This window comes from Telmatobacter bradus (assembly GCF_048629425.1).
GTDB classification, from domain to species: Bacteria; Acidobacteriota; Terriglobia; order Terriglobales; family Acidobacteriaceae; genus Telmatobacter; species Telmatobacter bradus.
On sequence record NZ_CP184532.1, the window covers coordinates 662,022 to 686,911 of the forward strand.

Genomic DNA, 24,890 nt, shown 5'->3' on the forward strand with positions numbered 1-24,890 from the left:
GCTAGAGGCTAAAAGCTAGGAGCTGAGAGCTGTTTTACTTAAGCAGCTTCTTGGCGGTGGCGGCGATGTTCTCGGGGCTGAAGCCGAGTTCCTTCATGGCCACGGGACCGGGAGCGGAGAGGCCGAAGCGGTCAAGACCGATAACGGTGCCTTCCGAGCCCACGTACTTGTACCAGCCAAGGCTGGAAGCGGCTTCAACGGCCAGCTTGGGCACACCGGCAGGCAGGACGCTGGCCTTGTACTCAGCGGACTGCTTGTCGAAGAGCTTGGTGCTGGGGAAGCTGACGACGCGGGCACGAATGCCCTCGGCGGCAAGCAGCTTTTTGGCTTCAACGACGGGCCAGAGCTCGGAGCCGGAGCCGATCAGGACGATCTGCGGATTGGCTTCATCCTCAACGATGTATGCACCCTTGGAGACGCCGCCGTAGATGTCGAGCGTGGCGGGATCGAGGATGGGCAGGTTCTGGCGGCTGAGGGCCATGAAGCTGGGCTTCTTGGTCTCAAGCGCGATACGCCAGGCGGCAGCCGTCTCGTTGGCATCGGCGGGGTGGAAGTCGATGAGGACGGGCAGAGCGCGCAGGGCCAGCAGGTGCTCAACGGGCTCGTGGGTGGGACCGTCTTCGCCTACGCCGATGGAATCGTGCGTGAAGATGAAGAGCGAGTGCACGCCCATGAGGGCCGCCAGGCGGAGAGCAGGCTTGGCGTAGTCGGAGAAGACGAAGAAGGTGGAGCCGAAGGGGATGAGGCCGCCGTGGGCCGCCATACCGTTGACGGCAGCGCACATGGCCAGCTCACGGACGCCGAAGAAGACGTTGCGGCCAGCGGGATTGGCGTGGAAGTTCTCGCCCGGCTTGAAGATTGTCTTGGTGGAGGCAGTGAGGTCCGCCGCGCCGCCGAAGAGCTCAGGCACGACGCCAGCGATGGCATTCATGACTTCGCCACCGGCCGAACGGGTGGCGTTGGCCTTGGAACCGGCGGGATAGCTGGGCAGAGACTTCTCCCAGCCAGCCTTGAGTTCGCCCTTCTGGGTGCGCTCGAATTCGGCAGCCAGTTCAGGGAACTGCTTGGCGTAGGCGGCAAAGAGGGTCTTCCAGGCTGCTTCAGAGGTAGCACCCGATTTATCGCAGGCGCGCCAGTTGGCCAAAGCCGCTTCGGGCAGAATGAAGCTTTGGTCTTCAGGGAAGCCGAGGAACTTCTTGGTGGCGGCAACGCACTCGGCACCGAGGGGCTCACCGTGGGACTTGTTGCTGCCAGCCTTGGGGCTGCCGTAGCCGATGACGGTGCGAACGCCGATGAGCGAGGGGCGACCGGTTTCGGACTTGGCTTCTTCGATGGCGGCGGAGATAGCGTCGAGATCGTTGCCGTCGGCTACCTTCTGGACGTGCCAGTTGTAGGCTTCGAAGCGCTTGTAGACGTTCTCGGTGAAGCTGAGCTCGGTGGGGCCGTCGAGGGAGATAAGGTTGTCGTCATAGAAGACGACGAGCTTGCCGAGGCCGAGGGTTCCGGCGAGGGAAGCGGCTTCGTGGCTCAGGCCTTCCATCAGATCGCCATCGCCGCAGAGGACGTAGGTATGGTGGTCAACGACGTCAAATCCGGGGCGGTTGTAGGTGGCACCCAGATGGCGCTCTGCCATGGCCATGCCGACACCCATGGCGAAGCCCTGACCGAGGGGGCCGGTGGTGACTTCAACGCCATCGGTGTGGCCGAACTCGGGGTGGCCGGGGGTGATCGAACCCAGCTGGCGGAAGCTCTTCAGATCATCGAGCGAGAGCTTATAGCCGCTGAGGAAGAGCGAACAATAGAGCAGCGTGGAGGCGTGACCATTGGAGAGAATGAAGCGGTCGCGGTCGGCCCATTTGGAGTTTGCCGGATTGTGCTTCATCTGCTTGCGATAAAGCAGGTAGGCGATCGGCGCGCATCCCATGGGGGCGCCGGGGTGGCCGCTCTTGGCTTTTTCTACCGTATCGACGGCTAACAGTCGCAACGTGTCGATGGAAAGATTGTCGAGAGTCTGATCCGCTTTACTGGAGGTCATAGCGTTTTACTGCTGTTCCTTTCCTCTGTGAGGCGTGGCGTCTGAGGCCAGTGATAAACCATGCGGCATCGGGTTTCCTCCCTGTGAGGGAACTTGATTCACCGCGCATCAACATTGTACCGAAGCATAGCGGGTTTGGGCTGTACTTCTGCAAGGGGCACGATCTCGGAATTATGGCAGGTCTGTGCTCTCTTGAATGTTTGCAGGGGTGCTTGGGGGGCGATTTTTTGTGAATATTCTTATTTTTGTCGAAAAGTTTCCGCACCTGAACCGGAGTTGGTGCATCCATTGACAGTAGCCGGATTACCGCGAAGGAAGAGTTGGCGGTGATGGCGGCCAGAGATTGAGCATCCGCGTCGCCCAAGGGCGATTTCTTACACAGTCAGTTCACTTGAACGGAGGAAATTCCCCAATTATGGCATACGAACTTGCACCGCTTCCCTACGACTACTCGGCCCTGGAACCTTTCATTGATGCCGAGACGATGCATTTGCACCACGACAAGCATCATCAGACCTATGTGAACAATCTGAATGCGGCTTTGGCGAGCCATCCGGAGCTGGCGGCCAAGCCGGTGGATGAGCTGATCCGCACCCTGGCCGAGCTGCCGGAGGCCGTGCGCGGAGCTGTGCGCAACAACGGCGGTGGTCACGCGAACCACTCGATTTTCTGGGCCATCATGGGTGCAGTGAACACCCCGGGTGTTGGCGGCGCGCCGACGGGCGCAATTGCCAGCCAGATTACAGCCGATTTTGGCGACTTTGAGACGTTCAAGAAGACCTTCAACGAGACGACGGCCAAGCAGTTCGGTTCGGGCTGGGGCTGGCTGGTGTTTGAAGGTGGCAAGCTGAAGATTGTGACGACGCCCAATCAGGATTCCCCCTGGTCGCAGGGGCTGTACCCGATTCTTCTGAACGACATTTGGGAGCATGCGTACTACCTGAAGTACCAGAACCGCCGCGCCGATTATCTGGCCGCATGGTGGAATGTGGTGAACTGGGCTGAGGTGAATCGCCGCTTCGAGATTGCCAAGGGAAAGTAGCAGAGAGCAGTTTTCTGTTCTTTGGGACGGTTGAATCTTCAGGGAAAACGGCGAGGGCAGGAAGCTGCCTTCGCCGTTTTTTGTTGGATCGGGGAAACGGAAGGCAAGGTTTGCAGATGATATTTTGCCAGTGAGCTAAGCTGAGAACATTCAGAACGAAGTGGAATGAAAAGGGAAGGCGCATCTGCCTTCCCTATTTCTTTTCAGACCATCCCCGCAGATTTGCAAAGGCAGGAAGAAGCGAGCGAACGGGTACAGCATTTTCGGAATGGGTGTAGCGCGCATGAGATCTTTGGGCCAAGAGTCGGCTTAAGAGAGATTTCCGAGTGGATCCCGGCAGTATAAGAGCAGAGTCGCGGGGCGATGGCTGGGAATGGCGAAAAGATGGCCGAGATAAATGGAAAGCAGAAACAGGCGGAAGCAGAAACGAATCCGGCGGCAGAAAGAAAAATAAAAAAGCCAAGCGCAAGAAAACGGCAGCAGGAAGAGAAAGCAGTACAGGATGCCGTGACCTATGGAATCGATGCGTTGCGCAAGGCGGTGGGCAAGGAACTGATTGAGAACGGCGAGAAGATTGCAGAAAAGCTAAGACAGAAATCAGCAGAGGGCGATGTGCCGAGTACAAAACTGCTGCTGGCACTGGCGAAACAGGCCGGTCTAGGCAAGACACTTTCGGCGAAGAAGAAGAGTTTGGCGCTCAAATTAGTAGCCGAACGGGAATGGGCAGCCGAGAAGGCCAAGAGCAGGACTGCCGAGGATGATGGGAAGTTAGAAACATAAAAGCAGAAAGATACATTGCAGGCAAAAACAGAGGGTCTTCAGGGATTGGCGGAGCACGCGTCCATGCCTGAAGACCCATTTTGTTGGGCGAATACAGAGAGATTGGCAAAAGGTTTGGAGCGGCGCGAAGTGCGGGCAGGGCGAGCGCCAGAGAGAAGAAGAGCAATGAGGCTCACGGAGGAAGCGGTTATGCGCGACGGCAACAAGGGAGAGAAGCGGCAGAACGGGACTGCATCGCCAAAGCTGGTGAAGAACTGGCTGGTGAAGATGGCAGTGCTGATGATTCTTCTGACGATGATGGCCGGGCGCGCGGCGCTGGCGGCGGTGACGACGACGACAGTGCAGGGCACGGTCTATCTGGCCAATGGGGCGGTGGGATCGGGCACGCTTTACGTGAGCTGGCCGGCGTTTACAACCGAGGATGGCTATGCGGTTGCGGCGGGATCGACGACGGTGACGATTGGCTCGGATGGATTTGTGAGCGTGAATCTGGCACCGAACTTGGGGGCTTCACCGGCCGGGCTGTTTTATACGGTGGTGTATTTGATGAGCGATGGTTCGTCGAATACGGAGTACTGGGTGGTTCCCGAGGCTGCGGAAGCGGCGATCAGCACAGTGCAAACGTTGGTGATGCCGGCAGCGCAGGCCGCAGAGGCCGTGACGAAGGCCTATGTGGATCAAGCGATCGAGGAAATGGGAGGAAGTTATCTGAAGCTGACGGGTGGAACGCTGGTGGGGCCGCTCTATCTGAGTGAGGATCCTGCCGAGCCGATGGAGGCCTCGGATAAGCACTACGTAGATACGACATTTGCGAAGGCTGTAGCGCTGGCTGGTGGAAACATGACGGGAGCGCTGACTTCACCATCGGTGAATGGCGTGAAGACGCCAACGAGCGTGAGCGCGCAGACAACGCTGCAGTTGGCGATGACGGCAGCGGGAACGACGGGGTCGATGCTGATTCCGCCGAACTATACGGGAACGGATACGTTCACGAATGCGAATGGTGTGTATGTAGACGACAAGCGTTCAACGGTAGCGCAGCAGTATGCGCGCAGCGTGAAAGAGTTTGGCGCGGTATGCGATGGGGCGACGGACGACACGAGCGCACTACAGAGCGCACTGAATTATGCGCATGCAAATGGCGTGGCGCTGACGCTGCCCGCGGGGACCTGCAAGACACAGGCGCTGACGTGGCGGGGTGAGTCGATGAGCGGCCTGGGCAAGCAGGTTTCAGCGCTGAAGGGGTTTCCAGGGCAGGACGTTCTGGTGTCGCCGACAGACAGCACGAGCATTCTAAGTTTTACGCATTTGCGCGATCTGACGATTTATGTGAATCAGAGCGAGGATGTGTCGTGTGCCGCGGCAGCGGGCCGGGCAAGCGCGGGTAGTTGCGCGGTAAGTCGCGCGATAGAAAACAATTCGATTTTTTCATCGGGAGGCAGCGGGTTTACTTCGACGGCAGGCACGGGGGCGGGCTGGTATGTGGGCAATTGCGCAATAGCCATGCCCGCATCGACGGGCGCGGGCGGCAATGGACTGAATGTTGCAGAGATCGAGAATGTGGAGATTGCGACGACGGGAACCGATCCGCTGGCGGCGAGTTATTCAGGTGCGCGTTCGACGCATACATGCGGCTTGTATCTGGCGCAGTGGCCGAAGTGGAGTTTGTTTCGCAGTCTTGATATTCGCGGAGTGAATACGGGTATTGCGATGCCAGCGCTGACGAGTACACCAGCTGGCCTGAATGCGGATGGGAACCGCTGGCAGGATGTGACGATTCAAGCGGCGCATGGATTTGTGGCGGCTGCTGGATCGAACAACGTGCTGGATCATCTGGTGGCGTCGGCGGAGAATTCGGCAGCAACAGCGGAGCCTCCGACGGGTTTGGTGCTGGATTTGACGAGCGCGCAAAAGGGCTGGACGGTGCGGAATGCGCGTGTGCAGCCAGTGTGGACAGCGGTGCAGCCGAAGCTTACGGTGACGGCGTCAGGCGGCGCAGTGACGGCTGTGGCGGTGGGGTCGGAGCTAGGTTTAGGGTTTGATCCCTATGGCACAACGGTGCCGCTGGCCTTCAGTGGAAGTTGCACGGCTGCAGCCACGGCGACGGTGAACGGCAATGGATCGATTGGTGCGGTGACGGTAACATCGGGCGGCTATGGATGCTCTTCGACGACGACCGCGAGCATCCATGTGGCGGGCACGTGGGATACGGACGCGCCGGTGAACCTGATAGGTGGCGCGAATATCAGTCTGCTGGCGGGGAATCTGCAGGATGGAACAGGCGGCTATACAGTGTGGACGGCAACGAACTCGCAGGCAAGTGGCACGCAGCTTGCGGGCGGCGGGGGCGGAAATTTGCCGGGCGGAGGAACGTATGCCGCACTGCAGGGAACGAAGCAGACGGGCAGCGCGTTCCAGGTGGATCAGATGCCGGGCAGTGACCTGGGCGCAAAGCTGCAGGCCTGTGTGAGTGCGGTGAATGCGAGTTATGGCGGGATCTGCGATGCGCGGAATTTTACGGGCGCGCAGAGCATGTCGTCTAACCTTACGATTTCGACAAACAATACGACGATTTTGCTGCCATGCGCAACGATTACTACAGCGTATGCGGTGATTGTGCCGGCAGGCGTGCGGAATGTGACACTGCGTGGCTGCACGCTGCGTGGCGGAACGACGTCAAGCGGTACGCTCGGCGGAACGGTTCTTGCTTATACGGGAAGCGCAGCCGCTGTGCAGGTGGGCGATTCAACATATGCAGCGGACACGTTGGGATTCCACGTGGATGACGTGGTGATTAATACGACGGGATCGTCGAGCAGTTCAACGGTAGGCCTGATTGCGTATCGCACGCAAGAGATGAATCTGGAGAGCTTGTATTTCCTGGGGAATTCCACGCAGACGGGCATGACTCTGGATGGAACAGGGAACTATACGGGAGGAACGTACTACGACGTAGCGTTCAACGGATTCCTGATGGCAGTGAATGCAATCGGGCATCAGGCAACGAATGCAGCTACGACGGACTGGATGAATGCGAGTACGTTTGTGCGGCTGCACATTGATTGCCCGACGAGCAGTGGAAGCCCGATCAGTGGGACGTACGGCATCAATCTGCAGCAGGGTGACGGAAACACGTTCACGGGCGGCGATGTGGAAGGATGCGCGACAGCGCTGCATCTGGGCGCGAATGCACAGAATAATACGATTGTTGGATTGCGGAACGAGAACTCGACGGCGCAGGTGGTGGCGGATTCCGGCAGCAAGTACAACAACTGGATGACGGGCGGCACGATGTTCACGGGTGCGCTGACCGACAACGGCACGCGCAACAGCTTTCTGGATACATTCCATCGCAGCTTTAACGGGATGAATGGCGACTGGTACGGAAGCCAGCAGGATGCGACGGTGACAAATCATTATCGGCTGGGAATTGGCGCGGGGAATGAACGCGGGTTGCTGGATCGCTACCAGACGGACTATGGGTACCGTTGGACGATGGGGCTGAGCGATGCGACGGCAGGGGAGCAGTTTTATCAGGTTCTGGATGAGCTGAACAGCGTGTACCGGCTGTCGATTGGGCAATACAACAGCGGGTCGTCGAGTACGAACAATCAGACGGTGATCAATTCCGCGGGTACGGGTGCGGTGGTGCTGAATGGTTCGACGAATGCGGGAACGGGGGGTGTGATCTTTGGTTCGGGAGGCACGGGCGAATCGACCGTGGCGATGGTGGATGCGTCGGGCAATGCGACCTTTGATGGAACGTTGAATGTGGGAAGCACATCGACATTTGTGGGTACGCCCTCGGTGCGTAATAGTGCGAACAGCGAGATTGATATGACGCTGTGGGCTGGATCGACGGCGAGCCAGAAAGAGTCTTTTATTTACAAGGACTACACGGGCACGAGCCAGTGGTACATGGTGAAGGATACGTCGAATAACTGGGCACTGAACTCGGCGATTGGCGGGCTGGACAGCTTCAAGGCGTATCAGAGCACGAACTCGGGCGACACGTACGTGAATGCGTCGAACTCTTCGGGCGCGGTGCGTGTGAACTACGAGAGCGGATCGGGTACAACGTTCAATGTGTATGGCGGCAGCAGCAGTTCGTTGTATGCGAGCTTTGCGGGTACGGCAGCAATCAAGTTTCCGGGGTTGTCTGCAAGCAGCGGACATAACTGCCTGCAGGTAGATAGCTCGGGTTACATTACCAATACTGGTTCGGGATGCGGCAGCAACACGACGACAGGCACGACGGTGAGTTCGGGCGCGACCAGTCAGATTGCCTATTACACCGGGAATGGCACGTCGATTGGCGGAGAGACGACCGTGCCGCTGACGGCGGGAGGCACGGGCGCGGCGACTGCGGCGGCGGGGCTCGAGAATCTGAACGGAGTGTCTTCGACGCTGACGACAGCGCAAAGCATGGCAAGTGCGCTTACGTTGCCCATGACGATTACGACGAATTCACCGGCGGCGGATATTCGCGCCTATGGAGCCGTCATCGATGGAACGACGGACATAACGAGCGCGTTGCAGAGTGCGATGAGCGCCTGCCCGAGTACGGCCGCGACAGGAGGCCAGAGCTGCACGGTGTTTCTGCCCTGCGCGGGAGCGGGATGTTCTCTGAAGAACGCATCTTCATTGACGGACACGGGCTATGGCGTGATGAAGATTGTGCTGCAAGGGAAACTGATTCTGGGTAGCACGCTGGTCCTTCCTGACTACATCACGCTGGAGGGCGAGGGCGGCGGCGCGACGATACAGTTCGAGGGGAAGGGCGCATCGGCGCAGATTACAGCGCCGGCGGCATACGGAACGCTGGGGACGGCGATTACCTCGATTCAAGCTTCTAGTACATTTACGCCGAGCTTCAGCAGTGGAAGCATTTCGAATATGCCGGTGAATTCCGCGATCACGATTGCGGATACCACGAGTTGCACGATCAGTTCGATCAAGAGAGTGTCGGGTAGTGTGACGGCGACATTGAGTTCCTCGTGCCGGATTCCGGCGGGATCGACCGTGACGGTGGCGGGAGTGAGCGATTCGAGCTTTGATGCGACGCCGATGGTGACGATTGCCGATTATCCGGCGCTGACATTGACCTGGACGCAGACGGGCTCGAATGGGACAAGCAGCGGTGGTACGGTGACAGGGTTCAACGAAGATACATTTGAAACGGTACGCATCACGGCGGTGAGCGGGTCAACAGCGACGGCATATTTTCTGCATGACCATGCTGCAAATGCAAAGTGGGGAATGGTGGCGATAGCCCCGCCGGGATCGACGTATGGTCATCATGACTATAAAAATCTGACGGTGGTGGGGAATTATGGAGCGGCTTTTTGGGCGCAACATATTGCCATGTTCAATCTGACCAATGTTGGTTTTACGGCGGAGCAGTATCCTGCATCGATGCCGCTGGAACTGGATAGCTCATGGTGGTACACGATCAGTGATTCTTCGCTTCTGCCTGCGTTTGTGCATGGCTGCGGGTCGAGTTGTGGAACGACGAGTTACCCGTATGGTCTGCGCTGCTCGGATATGGGATCGGACGTGAACAGTGGTGGGGATGAGGGATGCGGGTTGGGGGCGATCAGCGGGCTGACGACAATTGGTGGCGGCATCAAGATGGACTCGAATGGTTTGGTTGTAGGGATGGGTGGGCCGACCCTTTCGAATACGGTGTTTGAGCAACCGGTTGCATCGGCGATGATGATTGATCCGCGTTATGAGGCAGTGGGTCAGCCGATAGTGTTCGACAATGTGTTTCTGCAGGACAACTTCTGGAATTATCCGAACTCGTATGTTGGTTATACGGATGCGGTGACGAACGGATCGTCTTTAAGCGTTCTGGAAATGCGGGATATGTCGGCGGATTTGAGCAATGTGATCGCGAACAAGTATTACAGTGGTCGCATTATGGTGAATGGCGTCAATGGCAATGTGGTCCTTCCGGATGGACGAGGCGTTCCAGTGGGGACACTGGATGATGGCAATCTGCGCGTGGAAGAACTGGATGGAATTGGCGCTGGCATGGGGCCGAGTCTTATGCCAACCGTGGGCACGGTGGCATTGACGACGAGCCCATCGTCGTGGAGCTGCTCGGGGACATCGTGCTCGATTACGACGGGAGTTTTGGCGCCGGATGGAACGAGTACGGCAGCGACGATTACGCCAGGAAGCAATGGTTATACGAATGTGACGGGTGTGGGTGGTTACACGGGAAGGACCAGCGCTGGGGATTATTTTATTGCAGGCGCATGGTTGCGGGGAGATGCGTCGTTTCAGCTCTGGACGTATGGATCGAGTGACACATTTGCGGGGATCCAGTCGAATGTAGGTTGTTCGCTAGGGACAGGAAAATGCGCGGCTCCGTCGGCGTTCGAGAGCCGGATTTCCGGACTCTGGTGGCATCCGGTTGTGATGCTGGTGGAACTGGCGGCAGGAACTTCTACATCCCATTCGGTGAACATGATTTTGAATAATGCGCTCGACGATGGAGACTCCGGATCGGTCTGGATGCCATTCCTGATCCGCATTCCGGCGTCGGCGGGAATGAGTGTGGATGAAATAGAGCGCATCCGTCAGCAACTTCTGCATGGGGTTGTTCCACCGGGGATTCCCTCGGGAGGCGGAATCCTGGCGATGCATCCGAATCATAAGTTGTACTGGGGAAGCGATACGGATCTTTATCGCAGCGCGGCGGGGGTGGTGAGGACGGATGGCGCACTGGATGCGGCAGTGGGCTATTTGTGCAATGGGAGTTATGGCAGCGCTGGACAGGTGTTAGCGACGACGGGCAGTGGCTGCGCATGGGCGACAGTTTCTGGGCTGGTTTCCTGGTCGGATGTTATAGAGGCTCCAAATACGGTGCTGGCTGGTCCGGCATCGGGAAGCATCTCGGGCGCAGTGAGCTATCGGGCGCTGGTGGGCGCGGATCTTCCTGCGATCAGCGAATCGCAGGTGACGAATCTGACGAGCGATCTGGCGAACAAACAGGCGGTGTTGACGAATCCAGTGACGGGACCGGGCAGCGGAGTGACGGTGGGCGATCTGGCTGTGATGGGCAATGCAGCGGGCACGACGGTCATCGATGGCGGTCCGATTCCAACGCTTTCGAGTCTGGGTGGTGTGGCCAATACGACAACGGTGAACGGACATGCGCTGAGCAGCAATGTGACGGTGAGCGCATCGGATCTGACGACGGGGACGTTGCCGCATGCGCAATTGCCAACGCTGGTAAGTGGTGATATTCCGAACAATGCCGCGAGCACGAGTGGCAATGCGGCGACGGCGACGGCGCTGGAGGCAACGCCTGCGAGTTGTGCCACGGGAACGTATGCGACTGGGATTGCGGCCAGCGGAAATGCGGTGTGTGCTCAGGTAAGTGCTGCGCAGGTGCAGGCGGGCGCATTGCCGAATGGCACGACGGCAACGACACAGACGCAAGGGAATGACTCGACAAATCTGGCGACGACCGCGTATGTGGATACGGGGCTGAGCAGCAAGGCATCTTTGAGTGCGTCTGCAACGGTGAATGGCACGAGCTGCACTCTGGGATCGAGTTGCACGGTGACGGCTGCGCCGAGCGGAACGGCGAGTGGAGATCTGAGCGGGAGTTATCCAAATCCGACAGTGGTGAATGTGAACGGAAGCTCCATGCCAGACAGTGCAACCGTGGTGGGCACGAATGCGGTGGGGCAGTTTGTGGATGCGACGAGCGCGACGTTGAGCAACAGCACGACGGGCAACGCGGCGACGGCGACGGCGCTGGCGGCGATTCCCAGTCAATGCGCAAGCGGGTACTATACGACGGGCGTGACGGCGTCGGGCGCGGCGAATTGCGCGCAGGTGACGTATGCGCAACTCTCTGGAACGGGTAGTACGAGCGTCACCACACTGGGCACGATTGGGACAGGTGTGTGGAACGGCACAATTGTGGGTGCGGCGTATGGGGGCACAGGACAGAATGAGTCCTCGGTTACGGGAGTGGGGCAATGGTTGAGCGGAACATATAGTGTGTCGAAGGCGCTGGCAAGCGGCACGACGGCAACGACGCAGAGTACAGGGGACACGACGACGGATGTAGCCACGGATGCTTTTGTGGCGAACACGCTGGCAGCACCCCCTGCGATTGGTGCGACGACAGCGGCGGCAGGATCGTTTACTACACTGTCAGCGTCGAGTACAGCGGCGCTGGAGAATGCGTCGTTCACAAATCCATCCACCTTTTACGATGGACCATCGTTAGGGAGTGAGCTGACGACCAGCAGTAATATGACGGCGGGCACGGGCTGGAGCGGAAGCTACGACAGCTATACCGGAACAGCGGCAACGGGTACGCTCACAAGCAGTCTTTCGGTGACGAGCGGGGCTGGGTACAGGATAGCTCTGACGATCAGCAGCTACACCTCAGGTTCAGTAACAGTGACGATGGGTGGACAGGCGGCATTCAGCGCGAAGGCGGCAGCGGGAACGTTTGTCACGTATGTTTATACGACGGGTACAACGGCATTTACACTGACGCCATCGACGTTCACCGGTGTGGTTTCGGTGAGTGTGATGAAGGCGTCGGGGGCGAGTCTGGCGATTGCGAATTTCTATGATACAACGGGAGCGGTCGCGAATCAGATACGGAGTGGGCTGGCGAGCCTGGGCAATACGTGGATGGGACAAACAGCGGGCGCCGCAAATAATGCAGGAGTGCAGAATGTGGGGGTTGGGTATTACGCATTGTCTGCAAATGCAAACGGACAGCAAAATACAGGCGTTGGTTATTATGCGTTGGGGGCAAACACGACGGGGGGGGCGAACGTTGCGCTCGGCTCGTTTGCGGCAGCATCTTTGACAGGCTCCAACTCGGGTAATACGGCGATTGGTACAGGTGCTTTGCACTACCTGACGTCCGGCGCGTATAACACGGCGATTGGTGATGTGGCGGCGGGCACCAGCAGCTATACCACGCTGAACAACTCAACTTTCTTGGGTGCGTATGCCTACCCGAAAGCGAGTGGAGATACGAACGAGACCGTGATCGGATATAGCGTCACTGGCGCTGGATCGAATACGGCGACGGTTGGCAATACAAGCCAGTCGGCGGCGGTGATCAATGGTGGAGTTGGATCTTCTGTGGCGGCCACTCTTGCTGCAGGAACGGCAGCGGGAACGAGTCCGACGATTGCCTGCGCGACTAGCCACGTATGTTCGGCGCTGAGCGGGAGCGTGAGTTTGACGGCCGGCACGAGCACAGCAACGGGAGCGTTACTGACGATCACGGCTGCAGTTGCGCATACAAACTATCCGGACTGCACGGCGAATGTGGCGTTGACGGCAAGTCCGTATACGCAACTTCCATACCAGTACAGCTATACGACGTCGGTGTGGACGCTGAATGTGGGAACGGCACCGACAGCATCGACGGCGTATACGGTGACGTACCACTGTCTGGGGTATTAGAGCAGATGTTATGCGGACTGGAGAGCGCTCTCCGGTTTTTGTTTGTGCTAGGAGTCTGTCGCCCATAGAATTGCCCGAGGTCCTGGTCCAGACCAGGCCCAGCAGATTACGATTTTGTTATGGGCCAGAACTTCCTTCCAGACACGGTCAACCAGACGCTTCTGTTTCCACCCAGCCTTCACGACTGGCTACCTGACGGCCATTTGGCTCGTTTTGTCGTGGATGTGGTTTCGGCATTGGATCTTGAATCGATCTATGCTTCGTATCGCGAGAAGGATGGTCGCGGCCAGTCGGCTTATGCTCCGGAGATGATGGTTCGCCTTCTTTTGTACGGTTATGCCACGGGCGTTTACAGCTCACGCAGGCTTGAGAAGCATACCTGGGAAGACGTGGCATTTCGCTATCTTTCCGGCGACCAGCATCCGGACCACGCCACGCTGGCCGAGTTTCGCAAACGGCATCTGGCTGCGCTGTCCGAACTGTTCACGCAGGCCTTGTTGCTGTGCGCAAAAGCCGGTCTGGTTAAGCTGGGTCATGTGTCGATCGATGGAACAAAGATCAGGGCGAACGCCAGCAAGCACAAGGCGATGAGCTACCAGCGCATGACCGAGAGCGAGGCGCGCCTGAAGCAGGAAATCAACGCTCTGTTGGCTGCTGCGGAAAAAGCGGATGCCGACGAGGACGCGCAGTACGGCAAGGATCGGAACGGCGAAGAACTTCCCGACGAGTTACAGCGACGCGAGAGCCGGTTGCAGAAGATTCGCGAAGCGAAGCAGGCACTCGAAGACGAGGCCCGCGAGAAGGCTGAGCAGAAACTTGCTGAAGCAGAAAAGAAACAGGCTGACGAGGAAGAAGATCGTCGCGCGGGCAAAAAGAAACGTGGTCGCAAGTCGAATCCCCCTGATCCGGACAAGGCAAAACCCGCAGACAAGGATCAGCGCAACTTCACGGATCCGGAGAGCCGCATCATGCCGGATGGCGCCAATAAAGGCAGCTTTTTACAGGCTTATAATGCGCAGATCGCGGTCGATTCCATCGCGCAGGTAATCGTGGCCGCCGCGGTTACGCAGGAGACGAACGACAAAAAACAATTACTGCCGATGGTGGCACAGATCGAAAAGAATCTTGCCCAAAAGCCCGAGAAAGTCAGCGCTGATACCGGCTACTTCAGCGAAGCAAATGTGACCGACGCAACGGTAGCTGAAATCGACTTATACATCGCCACAGGCCGCGACAAACATAGTGATCCAACGGAGATAGCCTGTGGTGAAGCCCCGTCAGATGCAACGGCACGAGAACAAATGCAACATAAGTTGAAGACCGAGGCCGGACGCGCAGTCTACAAAAGACGCAAGGCGATCGTGGAACCGGTCTTTGGACAAATCAAGGAGTGCCGCGGTTTTCGTCGCTTCAGCATGCGCGGCAAACAGAATGTGAGCGGAGAGTGGAGGCTGGTGTGCGCGGTCAGCAATCTGTTGAAGCTCTTTCGCTCCGGATGGGCACTGCAAAACGCGTAAAAACAACGAAAGATCAGAATCCGAATCAGAGTCGCGCCTCAAAGATACGGTGCGGTAGAGAAAAACTGACAGCAACAGACAAATCCAGTACTGCGCAGCCAGGCCGACATCTCCTGCAAAAATCGCAAACGCTATGAGCGACAGACTCCTAGAACGACGAAAAATGCAGATCAATGAATCCGGAGAGCGATGAAAAACGGGAAGAGACAGAGCGGGCCGATGCTGCGGATTGAGGATCTGGATGGCGAGGAGTTACAGCGTTTTGGAAAGATACTGGACCGGAGGCCGGAGAGTCTGCGCGGAGAGACAGTTGCGATATCGCTCGCGCGGGCTCTGCTGCGCGTGCGTACGCGCGATGGAGCGACTGGGCCATTGATCGCGAATGAAGCACAGCGCGAGTTTGAAAGACGGCGCGGGCAGAAGAATATTGTTCTGAAGGCGCGGCAGATGGGACTGACCACATGGGCCGCTGCGCGCTTTTTTTTGAAGACGATCACGCATCCAGGTGCGTTGACGCTGGAGGTGGCGCATACGCAGGAGGCGGCCGAGGAGATCTTTCGGATTGTGTATCGCTTTTTGGACTGGATGCCGGAAGTGTTGCGCGATGGAGTGTTGAAAACGTCGCGGGCCAATGTGCGGCAGTTAGTGTTTCCGGAACTGGATGCGCAGTATAGAGTGCTGAGCGCAGGAGACCGCAATGCTGGGCGCGGATTGACGGTGCAGAACCTGCACTGCTCAGAACTGGCACGCTGGCCGGGGGATGCGGCGGAGACGCTGGCAGGATTGCGCGCCGCGCTTGCTCCGGGGGCGGAAGTGATTCTGGAGTCGACCCCGGAGGGGATTGGCGGTTGTTTTTATGAGGAGTGGCAGAAGGCGGAGGAGACGGGAACAGTAAAGCACTTTCTGCCCTGGTGGCTGGAGAGCCGCTATCGGGCTGATCCGGTGGATGAGGCAAGTTTGACGGAGGACGAGCGGCTGCTGAGGGAACGCTACGGATTGACGCTAGAGCAGATCGGATATAGAAGGCAGATCCGGGCAAACTTTCGCGGATTGGCGCGGCAGGAGTATGCGGAGGATGAGCAGAGCTGCTTTCTGGCGAGTGGCGAAAGCGTCTTTGAATTGTCGGCAGTGGATGCACGATTGCAGGATGCTCCGGAGGCAGTGGAGGTGCGGGACAATGGCGCAATGGAAATGTGGTTGCCGCCGATTGCGGGGCGGAAGTATCTGGTGGCAGTGGATCCGGCGGGTGGGGGAAGCGAAGGTGATTTTTCAGCCATTGAAGTGCTGGACTTGGAGACTGCGATGCAGTGTGCCGAGTATGCGGGGCATATCGGTGGATCGGAATTGGCAGAAAAGACGGTGGAGATCGCGGATCGATATTGCGGAGCGAAGATCGTGGTGGAGCGCAATAATCATGGCAGTGGCGTGCTGGCCCATCTGGAGAGAATGGTTCGGGCAGATCGGGTGTACAGGCAGGGCGGGCAGGCAGGTTGGTTAACAACATCGCTGAGTCGCCCCCTGGTTCTGGGACGGCTGGATGCTGCTTTGGTGGAGTCTCCAGAGAGGTTCATGAGCAGAAAGCTGCTGGCTGAGTGCAGGAGTTTTGTGCGGTTGGCGAATGGAAAAAGTGGGGCTCGATCTGGGACGCATGACGACCGGGTGATGGCAATGGCAATTGCACTGGGAGCGCGGGAAGAAATTCTGACCAGGCGGCAATAAGTAACAGTTAGGAAGAAAATTGCGCTGCAGGGCAGATCTGTGCCGGCTTTGAATGTACAATTCGGGCAAGGAAAAATCAGGTCACGGGAGAGCGCGATTGGCGGTTCTGGCGGTGCAGCAGATCCGACGGATGCGGGGCGGAGCGCAGGGGCATTTGATGCTGGGCGCGGATGGCAACGTGTACGTGGTGAAGTTCCAGAACAATCCGCAGCATATTCGGGTACTGGCAAATGAGTTTTTGACTTCACGCCTGGCGCATGCGGCTGGGCTGTCGGCGCCGGAAGTTGATCTGGTGGAAGTGTCGCAGTGGCTGATTGCGCACACCCCCGAGCTGGAGATGGACCTGGGAGAGACGCGAGAACGTTGCAGTGCAGGGTTGCAGTTTGGGTCACGCTTTGTGGGTGGATTGATGCCCGGGCAGGTGGTGGACTATCTGCCGGAAGAAAAGCTGCTGGAAGTGCGTAATCTGGAGGAGTTTGCGGGAGTTCTGGCGCTGGACAAGTGGACCGGGAATGCGAATGGACGGCAGGCGGTGTTTGTTCGCAAGCAACGGGAGAGACGGTATAGAGCTGTATTTATCGATTTTGGATATTGTTTTCATGCGGGCGAATGGATATTTGAAGATGCGCCGCTGCGGGGAATCTATTATCGCAATCTGGTCTATCAGCACATCACCGGATGGGGCTCGTTTGAGCCATGGTTGACCCGGCTGGAGAAGATGCCGGAGGACAGGGTGTGGGATGCGGCGAATGAGGTTCCGCCCGAGTGGTATGGGGGGGACCTGAGCGAAATGGAAGCGCTGGTAGAGAAACTGCTACGAAGGCGGGGACGCATCCGGGAAAATATCGAGATGTTTCGGAAATCGGACCGGAATCCTTTTCCCAAATGGGGGGTGAAGGAGATGGAAACAGGGGGAGCGCGCTGGAAAGAAGACCGAAGGGGCGGTAGCATCATAGGGAGCGCGATGTAGAGGAAACGGCGTGATGGTGCGCCAAGAAAAAAGGATCGCCAGGCAGACGGCAAAAAAGATGAAAGAAGCAGGGCAGCAGAGACGCGCATGTGAGTTCTATCTGCTCCGGTATATGCCGGATGCGGTGAGGAACGAGTTTGTGCATATTGGCGTTCTGCTGCGCGAGCAGGAGACGGGCAGGATCGACGTGCGTTTTACGAGGGACTGGCGGCGAGTGCGATGCCTGGACCCGGATGCGGATACGGACCTTCTGGAAGGAATGGAAGGCGAACTGAAGGCACGTCTTCAGGCAGATCCAAAGAATGAGTTGCTCCATAAAATGCAGGATCAATTCTCATTGAATGTGCAAATAACGGAGCCGAAAGCTTATCTTGCGGAGAGCTTTCCCGCCGGCATGGAAGAATTAATGCGGTTGTACGTGGATGCGCATGTGAAGGTCAGATTACCCAAGATGAGCGGGCGATCAGCCATACAGAACCGCATGCGGGCAGAGTTCGAACAGGCGGGCGTATGGGATGTTTTGCGGAAGCGCATTGCAGCATCCGACTATACTCGTCCCGGAGATCCACTCCGAATTGATATGGGGTATCGACCTAATGGAAAAATTCGGATGTTTCATGCCGTGAGTCTGGAGCCGGGAGTGGAAATGGCCAAGGTGCTGGCGTTTTCGGCTGCAAGTTTAAAGGCGGGGGTGGAACGGGTTGAAAAGGCGGAACTGGAATTGACGGCCATTGTCGAGCCGATTACAGAGTTTGTTGGAGAAGATGAAGAGAGTGAGCGCCGGGCATTCTATCGTTTTGGCATTGAAACAATGGAAGAAAATCATATTCGCGTACTAACGACATCTGATATGCACAGGGTAGCCGAGACAGCAAAGCGGGAGTTAGAGCCGCGCATGTAAGTTGCAGGAACGCTGCGTTAGAGAAATACGCAGAGATAAATTGATCGGGTGGTTTACATGCTCTCACCGTAATGTACGGTGGGAGTATTGCTGTTTATGAAGGTTTTATGGCGGGCGATTTATGCTGTACGGGTAGCAGGTAATATCAGTTTTGAGAGTTTGCAGATAGTTTCTTGTGGGTGCGATAAGATACGAATCATAGACAGCTTCTAGATCATTTTCTGTCTGCAGTAATTCCGAAAAGGCTATAGCTCCCCAGAAAAGTGAAAAGTTACCAGGCGTCAGGAATATCCTGCGGGGAGTCGTTTTCTGTCAGAAAAAGGAAGGTGCGTGTGCGAGTCGGGGAGAAGATATTCGAAATGTTTCGCCAGGCTACCAGTAACCACAAAAAAGAGGAGAGCGGAGTGGGTACTCAGAAAGTGGACGCAATACGGAGGACTCTTCCCTTGCCTTCGATACTGAGCCCGGTTGCCTATCCTGGCCGTTTGTTACCAAAACTTACGCCGGTAAATTTGCGGAAGTTTGCAGAAACTCCTGTGGTGCGGCGGGCAATCAATGTAATCAAGGACAGAGTCGCAGCAATGGACTGGCAGATTCGACTCCGGCGGCATGTGAATGCCGAAGAGGTGGAAAATCTTCCTGAAAAGTTAAAGGCGTTGCGGATAGTCCTGGAAGAACCGAATGAATCGGATAGCTTCAGGAGCCTGATTGAGCAGGCCATCGAAGACGCTCTGACGGGTGGATTTGGGGCGATCGAGATGGAAGCCTCAGGGGATGCGAACAAGCCGGCGCGCATGTGGGCTGTGGATGGAGCGTCGATCCGAATCAATGCCAAGTGGAGTGGTGATCCGGAAGACCCACGTTATGCGCAGGTAGTACTTGGGCAGTTGGAGTCCAATGCCGTGCAGTTGCTGGATGACCAACTGATGTACATTCGCATGAATCCGCGGAGTTTTACTCCATTTGGTTTGGGGCCTCTGGAAGTAGCATTTGAGTCGATCAATCAGTTACTGAGTGCGCAGCGCTTTGCAGGGAAACTGGCAAGCAATGCGATAGCTCAGTATGCGATTTGGCTCAATGGTGCGACTCCGGAACAGCATGACAGGATGATTCGCTGGTGGCAGGATGAGGTTGAAGGAACAGGGAGAGTTCCTTTTCTTTCAGCAGATCAAAAACCTGAAGTGCTGCGCTTTGCCCAGGGAACAGATGCAGATCTGCGCATTGCGTGGCAGGAGTTTTTGATACGCATGGTCGCGGATGCTTTTGGTTTGCCTCCACTGTTGCTTGGGTTGGAAAGCGATGTGAACCAATCGACCGCGTCCGAGTTAGCGGATGAGGCGTTTCGCGGGGCGATTTCACCGCTGGCAATGTTACTGGCTGGCCATATTACCAGGGATTTATTTGGTAAATGCATCGGCTGGGACGAGTTTGAATTTGTATTTAACGAATTAAGCGCACGAGATGAGGAAACGGAGTTGGATGTGCAGGTGAAATTGCTGCAGGCCGGTGTATTGACAATCAATGAAGTGCGCGCGATGCGTGGGCTGGGTCCGTTGCCGGAGAAGGGAAACCCTCAGGTGGCATAGATGCGTGAAGTTTTTCAAGGTGCAGGAATTAAGAGGGATTATGCAGATTAAAGCAATGTCGGCGTTTGTTCCTCCGGTGGAAGGGCATCCCAATCGAGTTCCATTTGAAGGAGTTTTGGCGAAGGTGGATGTGCCGAGTGATAGGCCACCAAGCGGATCCAGAGGGCATCGCGTGTTGTTGACGCGCCAGGCGGCAGAGGATGCACTGCCAACGCTGCTTGGAATGGCAATTGACTATCGACCCGGATGGGATGGGCATGATGCAAGGCGCAAGATTGGGATTTTGACAGACGTCAATCTCATCGGCCGGAAGCTTCATGTGCAGGGGTTTATTTATGCGCGTGATTTTCCGGAAGTGACGGCTTCGATTCTATCGCAGCACCACGACGCGATGGGGATGAGCTATGAGGTTTCGGATGCCAAGGTAGAGGATGTGCGATCCGATATCTGGAAGCTAACGCGGGTCACGTTTACAGGGGCAGCGATCTTGCTGCGAGGCAAAGCCGCTTATGCAGACACTAGCTTTAAGGTCAAGCGCTGAGTCTGTGCTGTGTGGGACGGTTGAATTAGATAGCGATTGTGAATTTGAGGTAGTCAGGAAAGGAAAAGTATGGAACAGATGGAAACGAATATTGCAGCCAGACTGGAAGAGGCAACCGGACTTTTGGAAAGCATTCTGAAGCGTCTTGACGAGCGGGAGGAATCGGTTGCTGGCAATGTGGAGCGCATCTCTGCAACGGTTGAGCAGAGCCGCCGTGAAATTGAATTGGCCGAAAGGTTGATGAATGTCGAAAAAGAGCTGACCACGCTGAAGGCGAGTTCGGCTGCCTCGGTGATGAGTTCTTTGCGTCGTACGATTCCTTCGGCGGCGGCGGAGATGTTAACGAAGTATGGTGTGGGCGATGGCCCGGTTGACGTTCGTACTCTTGATCAGGCACTCAACGGCCTAAGCCTTGAACAGCGGATTGCAGTGAAAAGTCAGTTGCTGCGTTCGGGTGCGATTGCGCAGTAAGTGATGGGCTACGTCCAATGGCCATTTCAATGGCTGTTTATAAAAAGGCATCCCATAAATTCAGGATGCAAGTGCGCAGGTAGTTAGCATCCTTCTTTTCTCTAAACAGCCATAGCATAAAACAGTCCGGAGTGCGTCAGGGAGCACTTGGCGAAATGCGGACCTGTACGAATACGGCCCCATGGAGGGGGTGTAAAACTATGAAGGCAACGTTTGCAGATATTCATGCCGCAGCAGATTACATTGGCCCTGGCGCGATTGAAGTTCCCTTGTATCAGACAGAAGTGTTTGATATCTGCCGGAGGTCGAATCCGTTTGGGCAGCGGATTAAGCAGGTTCCGGCGACGGGCCATCCGTCCCGTTTCTTCGAAGAGACAGCGATTCCGAATCCGAGCACTGCCGGTTTTGTGAATCCGCGCAGTATCTCTCCGGCGGTAGTAACGCCGACGCGGATTGAGCTAAGCGTTCCGCTTAAGTCGGTTGTTGCGCAGATCAACTACAACCTGTTTGACATTGAACTTGGCAATCAGCAGCAGCAGTTTGCTTACCTGCAGGCCAAGGATCTTGCCGACACGGTAAGCGGGGTGATGGTGGCGCACGACGTGGCCTTGTGGAACGGCAACGATACGAGCCTGAGCGCGCCAACCACCCTGCAGTATATGGGAGCAATTGCGCAGATTGAGGCCGGTGGCAACACGGTGACGATTGGCACCACCAGTTCGATTGTCAACGGATTGAAGACGGCAGTAGCCAAGATGGTTGCAAATTCGAACTATCGCGTCCGACCGACTGCAATTTATGCAAATCCGGTTCTTCTGGATTTGATTGACCAGGAGATGAAGTCTGAATTCAACGTGGTGTTGAATACCGAAAACATTGTGGGTGGCGTGCGAGTGAAGATGCTCGCTACTCAGGCGGGCGATCTTCCTCTGATTCCCGACTGGAGTATCAGTTACACAGGTACGCCAGGAAGTGGAAGCGCAGTTTTGCCTGCCTACATTGTGACGGAGGATCTGATTGAGTATCACTGGCTGGGAGATCCGACGCCGCGTGTATTTCAGTTGGGATTGCCGAACACGCTGACCTTTGAGTATGTAGTGGTTAAATTTGGCGCTTTGGTTGTGAAGGGCGCGAATTTTGCGCATTACGAAGTGCTGGTAGATCGCTAAATAGCAACAATCCCGCGGGACGCTGCCACGTCCCGCAGGATTGTTATGCCTCATCAAGTTACCAATACAGTTAAGATGGTAGATATTTTTCCGGATGGATTAAGGTTGAGAGAGAGGGTAGTTGCATGGCGTACTTGGATGCTACGGAATATACCAACTATGGGTTACCAGCAGCTACTACAGCGGACTGGATTACGGCTGCGACAGCGTTGATCAATAGCTATTGCAGACGCCCGGACATTAACATCACAGAGTATACGGAACGAATACGTCTTGTGGCAGGTTCTCATAGTGCGAAATTAAGTTATCTTCCTCTCGCCCCATCGGGGACGGCCACTTCGCCATTGGTCAGCATTGAAGGGCGCTATGCGAAGCCGCGTCGAGGTGAGTGCTTGAATGAAGCGATGTTTGAGCTGGCATGGGCATTTTCACTGCCTGGGCAATGGGCTTCGATCGATATAAGTACGGTGGATTATGACGAAAACACAGGGGAGATCGACCTTCCATGGTGCGTTCTTGGCGTGCCCTACAACGAGGTCAGTGTTACGTATACGGCTGGACTAGCCACCATCGGGGACGATATTAAGTCAGCTTGCGCACAGATTGTAAGAAATGCGCAGTCAACACCAGCGTTGAATGCCAGTCGCATGAAGATAGACACGATGCAGATACAGTATTTTTCAAGTTCTCTGGTGGATCAGACGGTACAGGTATGGCTGCGTCCTTATGTGGCGACTAGGTTGGGGTGAGAAATGAGCGATACTTCGGCTCGGAATCCGTCAGGTGGCCCGAAGTTACTCGCAGATGCGTTGTTGCGAAGTGTGAATGGGACGACGGCGCAGTTGCGTGTGACAGGAGTCAATACAGATTCCAATCAACTTGAAGTCGGGCTTATGGCAACTACATTTTATGAGGTTGTGTTAAGCCCTGTGGTCATGCGGAAGCTTCGCCCTACCTGGAAGGAGGGTGGAGAGGCCAAGTGGGAATTGCTTGTGTCAGCAACCAGTGTAGAAGCACAGGTGCATGCGTTGGATTTGAGTTCAGCGCAGGCTTTGTTCAATCTGGCGCTGGCAGTTACAGTGTCAGGGCAGGACTACCTGATTGAAGCAATTGCTTCGAATGAGGCGTTTGGAACCACATACATGTACCGCCTCTTGCTGCGAGAAACGCATACCGAGTCACTATAGAACCAGAGGAAACGAACGGTGACAGAAGAACTTCGGGAGAGATTCAGTGCAGAATGCAAGAGACTCGTTTTACATGGCATTGCGCAATAGGCTTGCGACGGTGAACTCATCGCGCACTATTCTGATCCGTGGCGTGGACCGTCCTGGTGTACTCGTAGAAGATGCAGAGGCTCCTTTTAGCCAGATACCGAACGATGTTTTTGTGCTTCGCTGGAACAGCCTGGGCATCGATCTGGAACTGGGATCGACGATGGCGATGGAGGGGTGCGAAATCCTCTATCAGACCAGTGGTTCACAGAGTTATGGTGGGCTGGATAGAGGGCGGGCGCTGAGCGAGATGGATGAAGAACTTTTGGAGATATTAACCCCCTACAGTACGCAGAAATATAGTTACACACCGACTCCCGCAGTGGCTATGGCAACCTATGTGTTTTGGGCGTACCCAGTGTTTTCTCCAACTGTAGTGCTGCGCGACACGCTCACGCGAACAGCAAAAGTTTCCGTATATAGCTATCAAGAGCAAGGGGAATGACGACAATGACCTGGTATTCATCACCGGCTCCTGTTACACCTCGTGTGCAGGCGTATTTTGCACCGGTCGACAGGACCACGCAGACGCCTGTGTTCTTTGACCCCGCAGAGTTAGGCACGTCCTTCGACGTGGATAGTCCGCTGTCTCCATGGATCAGTCTGGGATGGATCAAGGGGTTTGAGCGTACGTCCGCCAGTAAGTCTACGGCGGTTCTGACGGGCATTCCGGCTGCTCCGCTTGAGCAGGTGCGTGAGACGTTGCAGGCTCAGGTGAGTTTTCAGTTTCTGTCGTGGACAAAGCTGACCATGGCGCTGGCCACGGGGTCGCAACATATGAATTTGCTTGCACCACAAAGTGGAGCGAGCGCGTCGGCGGATGGCGCGACAGCAGTTACTGCGGTTGCTGTACAGAGTGGATCGACCTCGACTTCGATTGTATTGAGTAGCACAGATGAGCCGCAGTTTGCAGCGGGTGAAATTGTGGCTGTTGATGTGGACTATAGCGGCCAGACAGGGTATGTGGGCAGTCCTGTATCCGGGGCTTATGTGAAGACGGCACTGACGGATGTGGATTATGTTCGGCGGGTAACCTTCAATATCGGCCTTGTTTCCAGTGTGACTTCCAGTGGGCTGACGCTGTTGTCCGCACTGCCAGGAGGGGTACCGTCGAGCAGCGCAAAGGTGCAGCGCGTGATTGGCTTTCTTGATCGAGAAGGGGGAAGTTTTTATCAGGAGTGGTCTGCGCTGTTTGTGGAAGTTGGAAGCCAGGGAGAGCGTATTTATTATCACTATCCTCGCCTGCAGTCCATGACCAGTGGGGAAGAGGTAGAAGATATTTTGGATACACAGCATAAAGATGGGCTGTATCGAGTTGTGCTTAAGGCTAAATTTTGTGCGCTCCCTGTGACGGATGTTTTGGACGGAGAAAGAGTGGTTTGCTACAGGAGTTTTATTCCTGCGGCTGGGGCCGAGGTGTAGGTAA

16 protein-coding genes are annotated in these 24,890 nt (G+C 56.3%); 15 read left to right on the forward strand and 1 reads right to left on the reverse strand.

Going from position 1 to position 24,890, the window contains the following annotated elements:
* Positions 1 to 34 precede the first annotated feature (34 nt).
* Positions 35 to 2,035 (reverse strand): transketolase, encoded by a 2,001-nt coding sequence (gene tkt, locus ACOBR2_RS02840; protein ID WP_420238559.1) that lies wholly within the window; start codon positions 2,033 to 2,035, stop codon positions 35 to 37.
* Between the two features lie 415 nt (positions 2,036 to 2,450).
* Between tkt and ACOBR2_RS02845 the strand changes: the two genes are divergently transcribed.
* From ACOBR2_RS02845 to ACOBR2_RS02915, 15 genes are all read left to right on the forward strand, one after another.
* Positions 2,451 to 3,077, forward strand: coding sequence for a superoxide dismutase (locus tag ACOBR2_RS02845; RefSeq protein ID WP_420238560.1), 627 nt, complete (start codon positions 2,451 to 2,453; stop codon positions 3,075 to 3,077).
* 384 nt (positions 3,078 to 3,461) lie between these two features.
* Positions 3,462 to 3,857 (forward strand): hypothetical protein, encoded by a 396-nt coding sequence (locus tag ACOBR2_RS02850; RefSeq protein WP_420238561.1) that lies wholly within the window; start codon positions 3,462 to 3,464, stop codon positions 3,855 to 3,857.
* 165 nt (positions 3,858 to 4,022) lie between these two features.
* Positions 4,023 to 13,316, forward strand: a complete 9,294-nt coding sequence (locus ACOBR2_RS02855; protein WP_420238562.1) for a hypothetical protein — start codon at positions 4,023 to 4,025, stop codon at positions 13,314 to 13,316.
* Positions 13,317 to 13,435: 119 nt separating this feature from the next.
* Complete coding sequence (locus ACOBR2_RS02860; protein WP_420236173.1) at positions 13,436 to 14,833, forward strand: IS1182 family transposase; 1,398 nt, start codon at positions 13,436 to 13,438, stop codon at positions 14,831 to 14,833.
* A 189-nt stretch (positions 14,834 to 15,022) separates the two neighbouring features.
* Positions 15,023 to 16,552 carry a terminase gene (locus ACOBR2_RS02865; RefSeq protein ID WP_420238563.1) on the forward strand — a complete coding sequence of 510 codons (1,530 nt, stop codon included), beginning with the start codon at positions 15,023 to 15,025 and terminating at the stop codon, positions 16,550 to 16,552.
* Between the two features lie 97 nt (positions 16,553 to 16,649).
* Entirely contained in the window at positions 16,650 to 17,522 is an 873-nt protein-coding gene (locus ACOBR2_RS02870; RefSeq protein WP_420238564.1) for a HipA family kinase, read from the forward strand.
* 13 nt (positions 17,523 to 17,535) lie between these two features.
* Entirely contained in the window at positions 17,536 to 18,423 is an 888-nt protein-coding gene (locus ACOBR2_RS02875; protein ID WP_420238565.1) for a DUF3037 domain-containing protein, read from the forward strand.
* A 446-nt stretch (positions 18,424 to 18,869) separates the two neighbouring features.
* The gene (locus ACOBR2_RS02880) at positions 18,870 to 20,009 is read left to right on the forward strand and encodes a phage portal protein (RefSeq protein WP_420238566.1); all 1,140 of its coding nucleotides are present in this window, start codon (positions 18,870 to 18,872) and stop codon (positions 20,007 to 20,009) included.
* Positions 20,010 to 20,013: 4 nt separating this feature from the next.
* Entirely contained in the window at positions 20,014 to 20,550 is a 537-nt protein-coding gene (locus ACOBR2_RS02885; protein ID WP_420238567.1) for a hypothetical protein, read from the forward strand.
* Positions 20,551 to 20,619: 69 nt separating this feature from the next.
* Complete coding sequence (locus tag ACOBR2_RS02890) at positions 20,620 to 21,021, forward strand: hypothetical protein (RefSeq protein WP_420238568.1); 402 nt, start codon at positions 20,620 to 20,622, stop codon at positions 21,019 to 21,021.
* A gap of 200 nt (positions 21,022 to 21,221) precedes the next feature.
* A complete protein-coding gene (locus ACOBR2_RS02895; protein ID WP_420238569.1) occupies positions 21,222 to 22,190 on the forward strand; it encodes a hypothetical protein in 969 nt (322 codons plus the stop codon).
* A gap of 392 nt (positions 22,191 to 22,582) precedes the next feature.
* Complete coding sequence (locus tag ACOBR2_RS02900) at positions 22,583 to 22,939, forward strand: hypothetical protein (protein ID WP_420238570.1); 357 nt, start codon at positions 22,583 to 22,585, stop codon at positions 22,937 to 22,939.
* Between the two features lie 3 nt (positions 22,940 to 22,942).
* A complete protein-coding gene (locus ACOBR2_RS02905) occupies positions 22,943 to 23,377 on the forward strand; it encodes a hypothetical protein (protein ID WP_420238571.1) in 435 nt (144 codons plus the stop codon).
* 73 nt (positions 23,378 to 23,450) lie between these two features.
* Complete coding sequence (locus tag ACOBR2_RS02910; protein WP_420238572.1) at positions 23,451 to 23,909, forward strand: hypothetical protein; 459 nt, start codon at positions 23,451 to 23,453, stop codon at positions 23,907 to 23,909.
* Positions 23,906 to 24,886, forward strand: coding sequence for a hypothetical protein (locus ACOBR2_RS02915; protein ID WP_420238573.1), 981 nt, complete (start codon positions 23,906 to 23,908; stop codon positions 24,884 to 24,886). The genes ACOBR2_RS02910 and ACOBR2_RS02915 overlap by 4 nt, the downstream gene beginning before the upstream one ends.
* Positions 24,887 to 24,890: the final 4 nt, after the last annotated feature.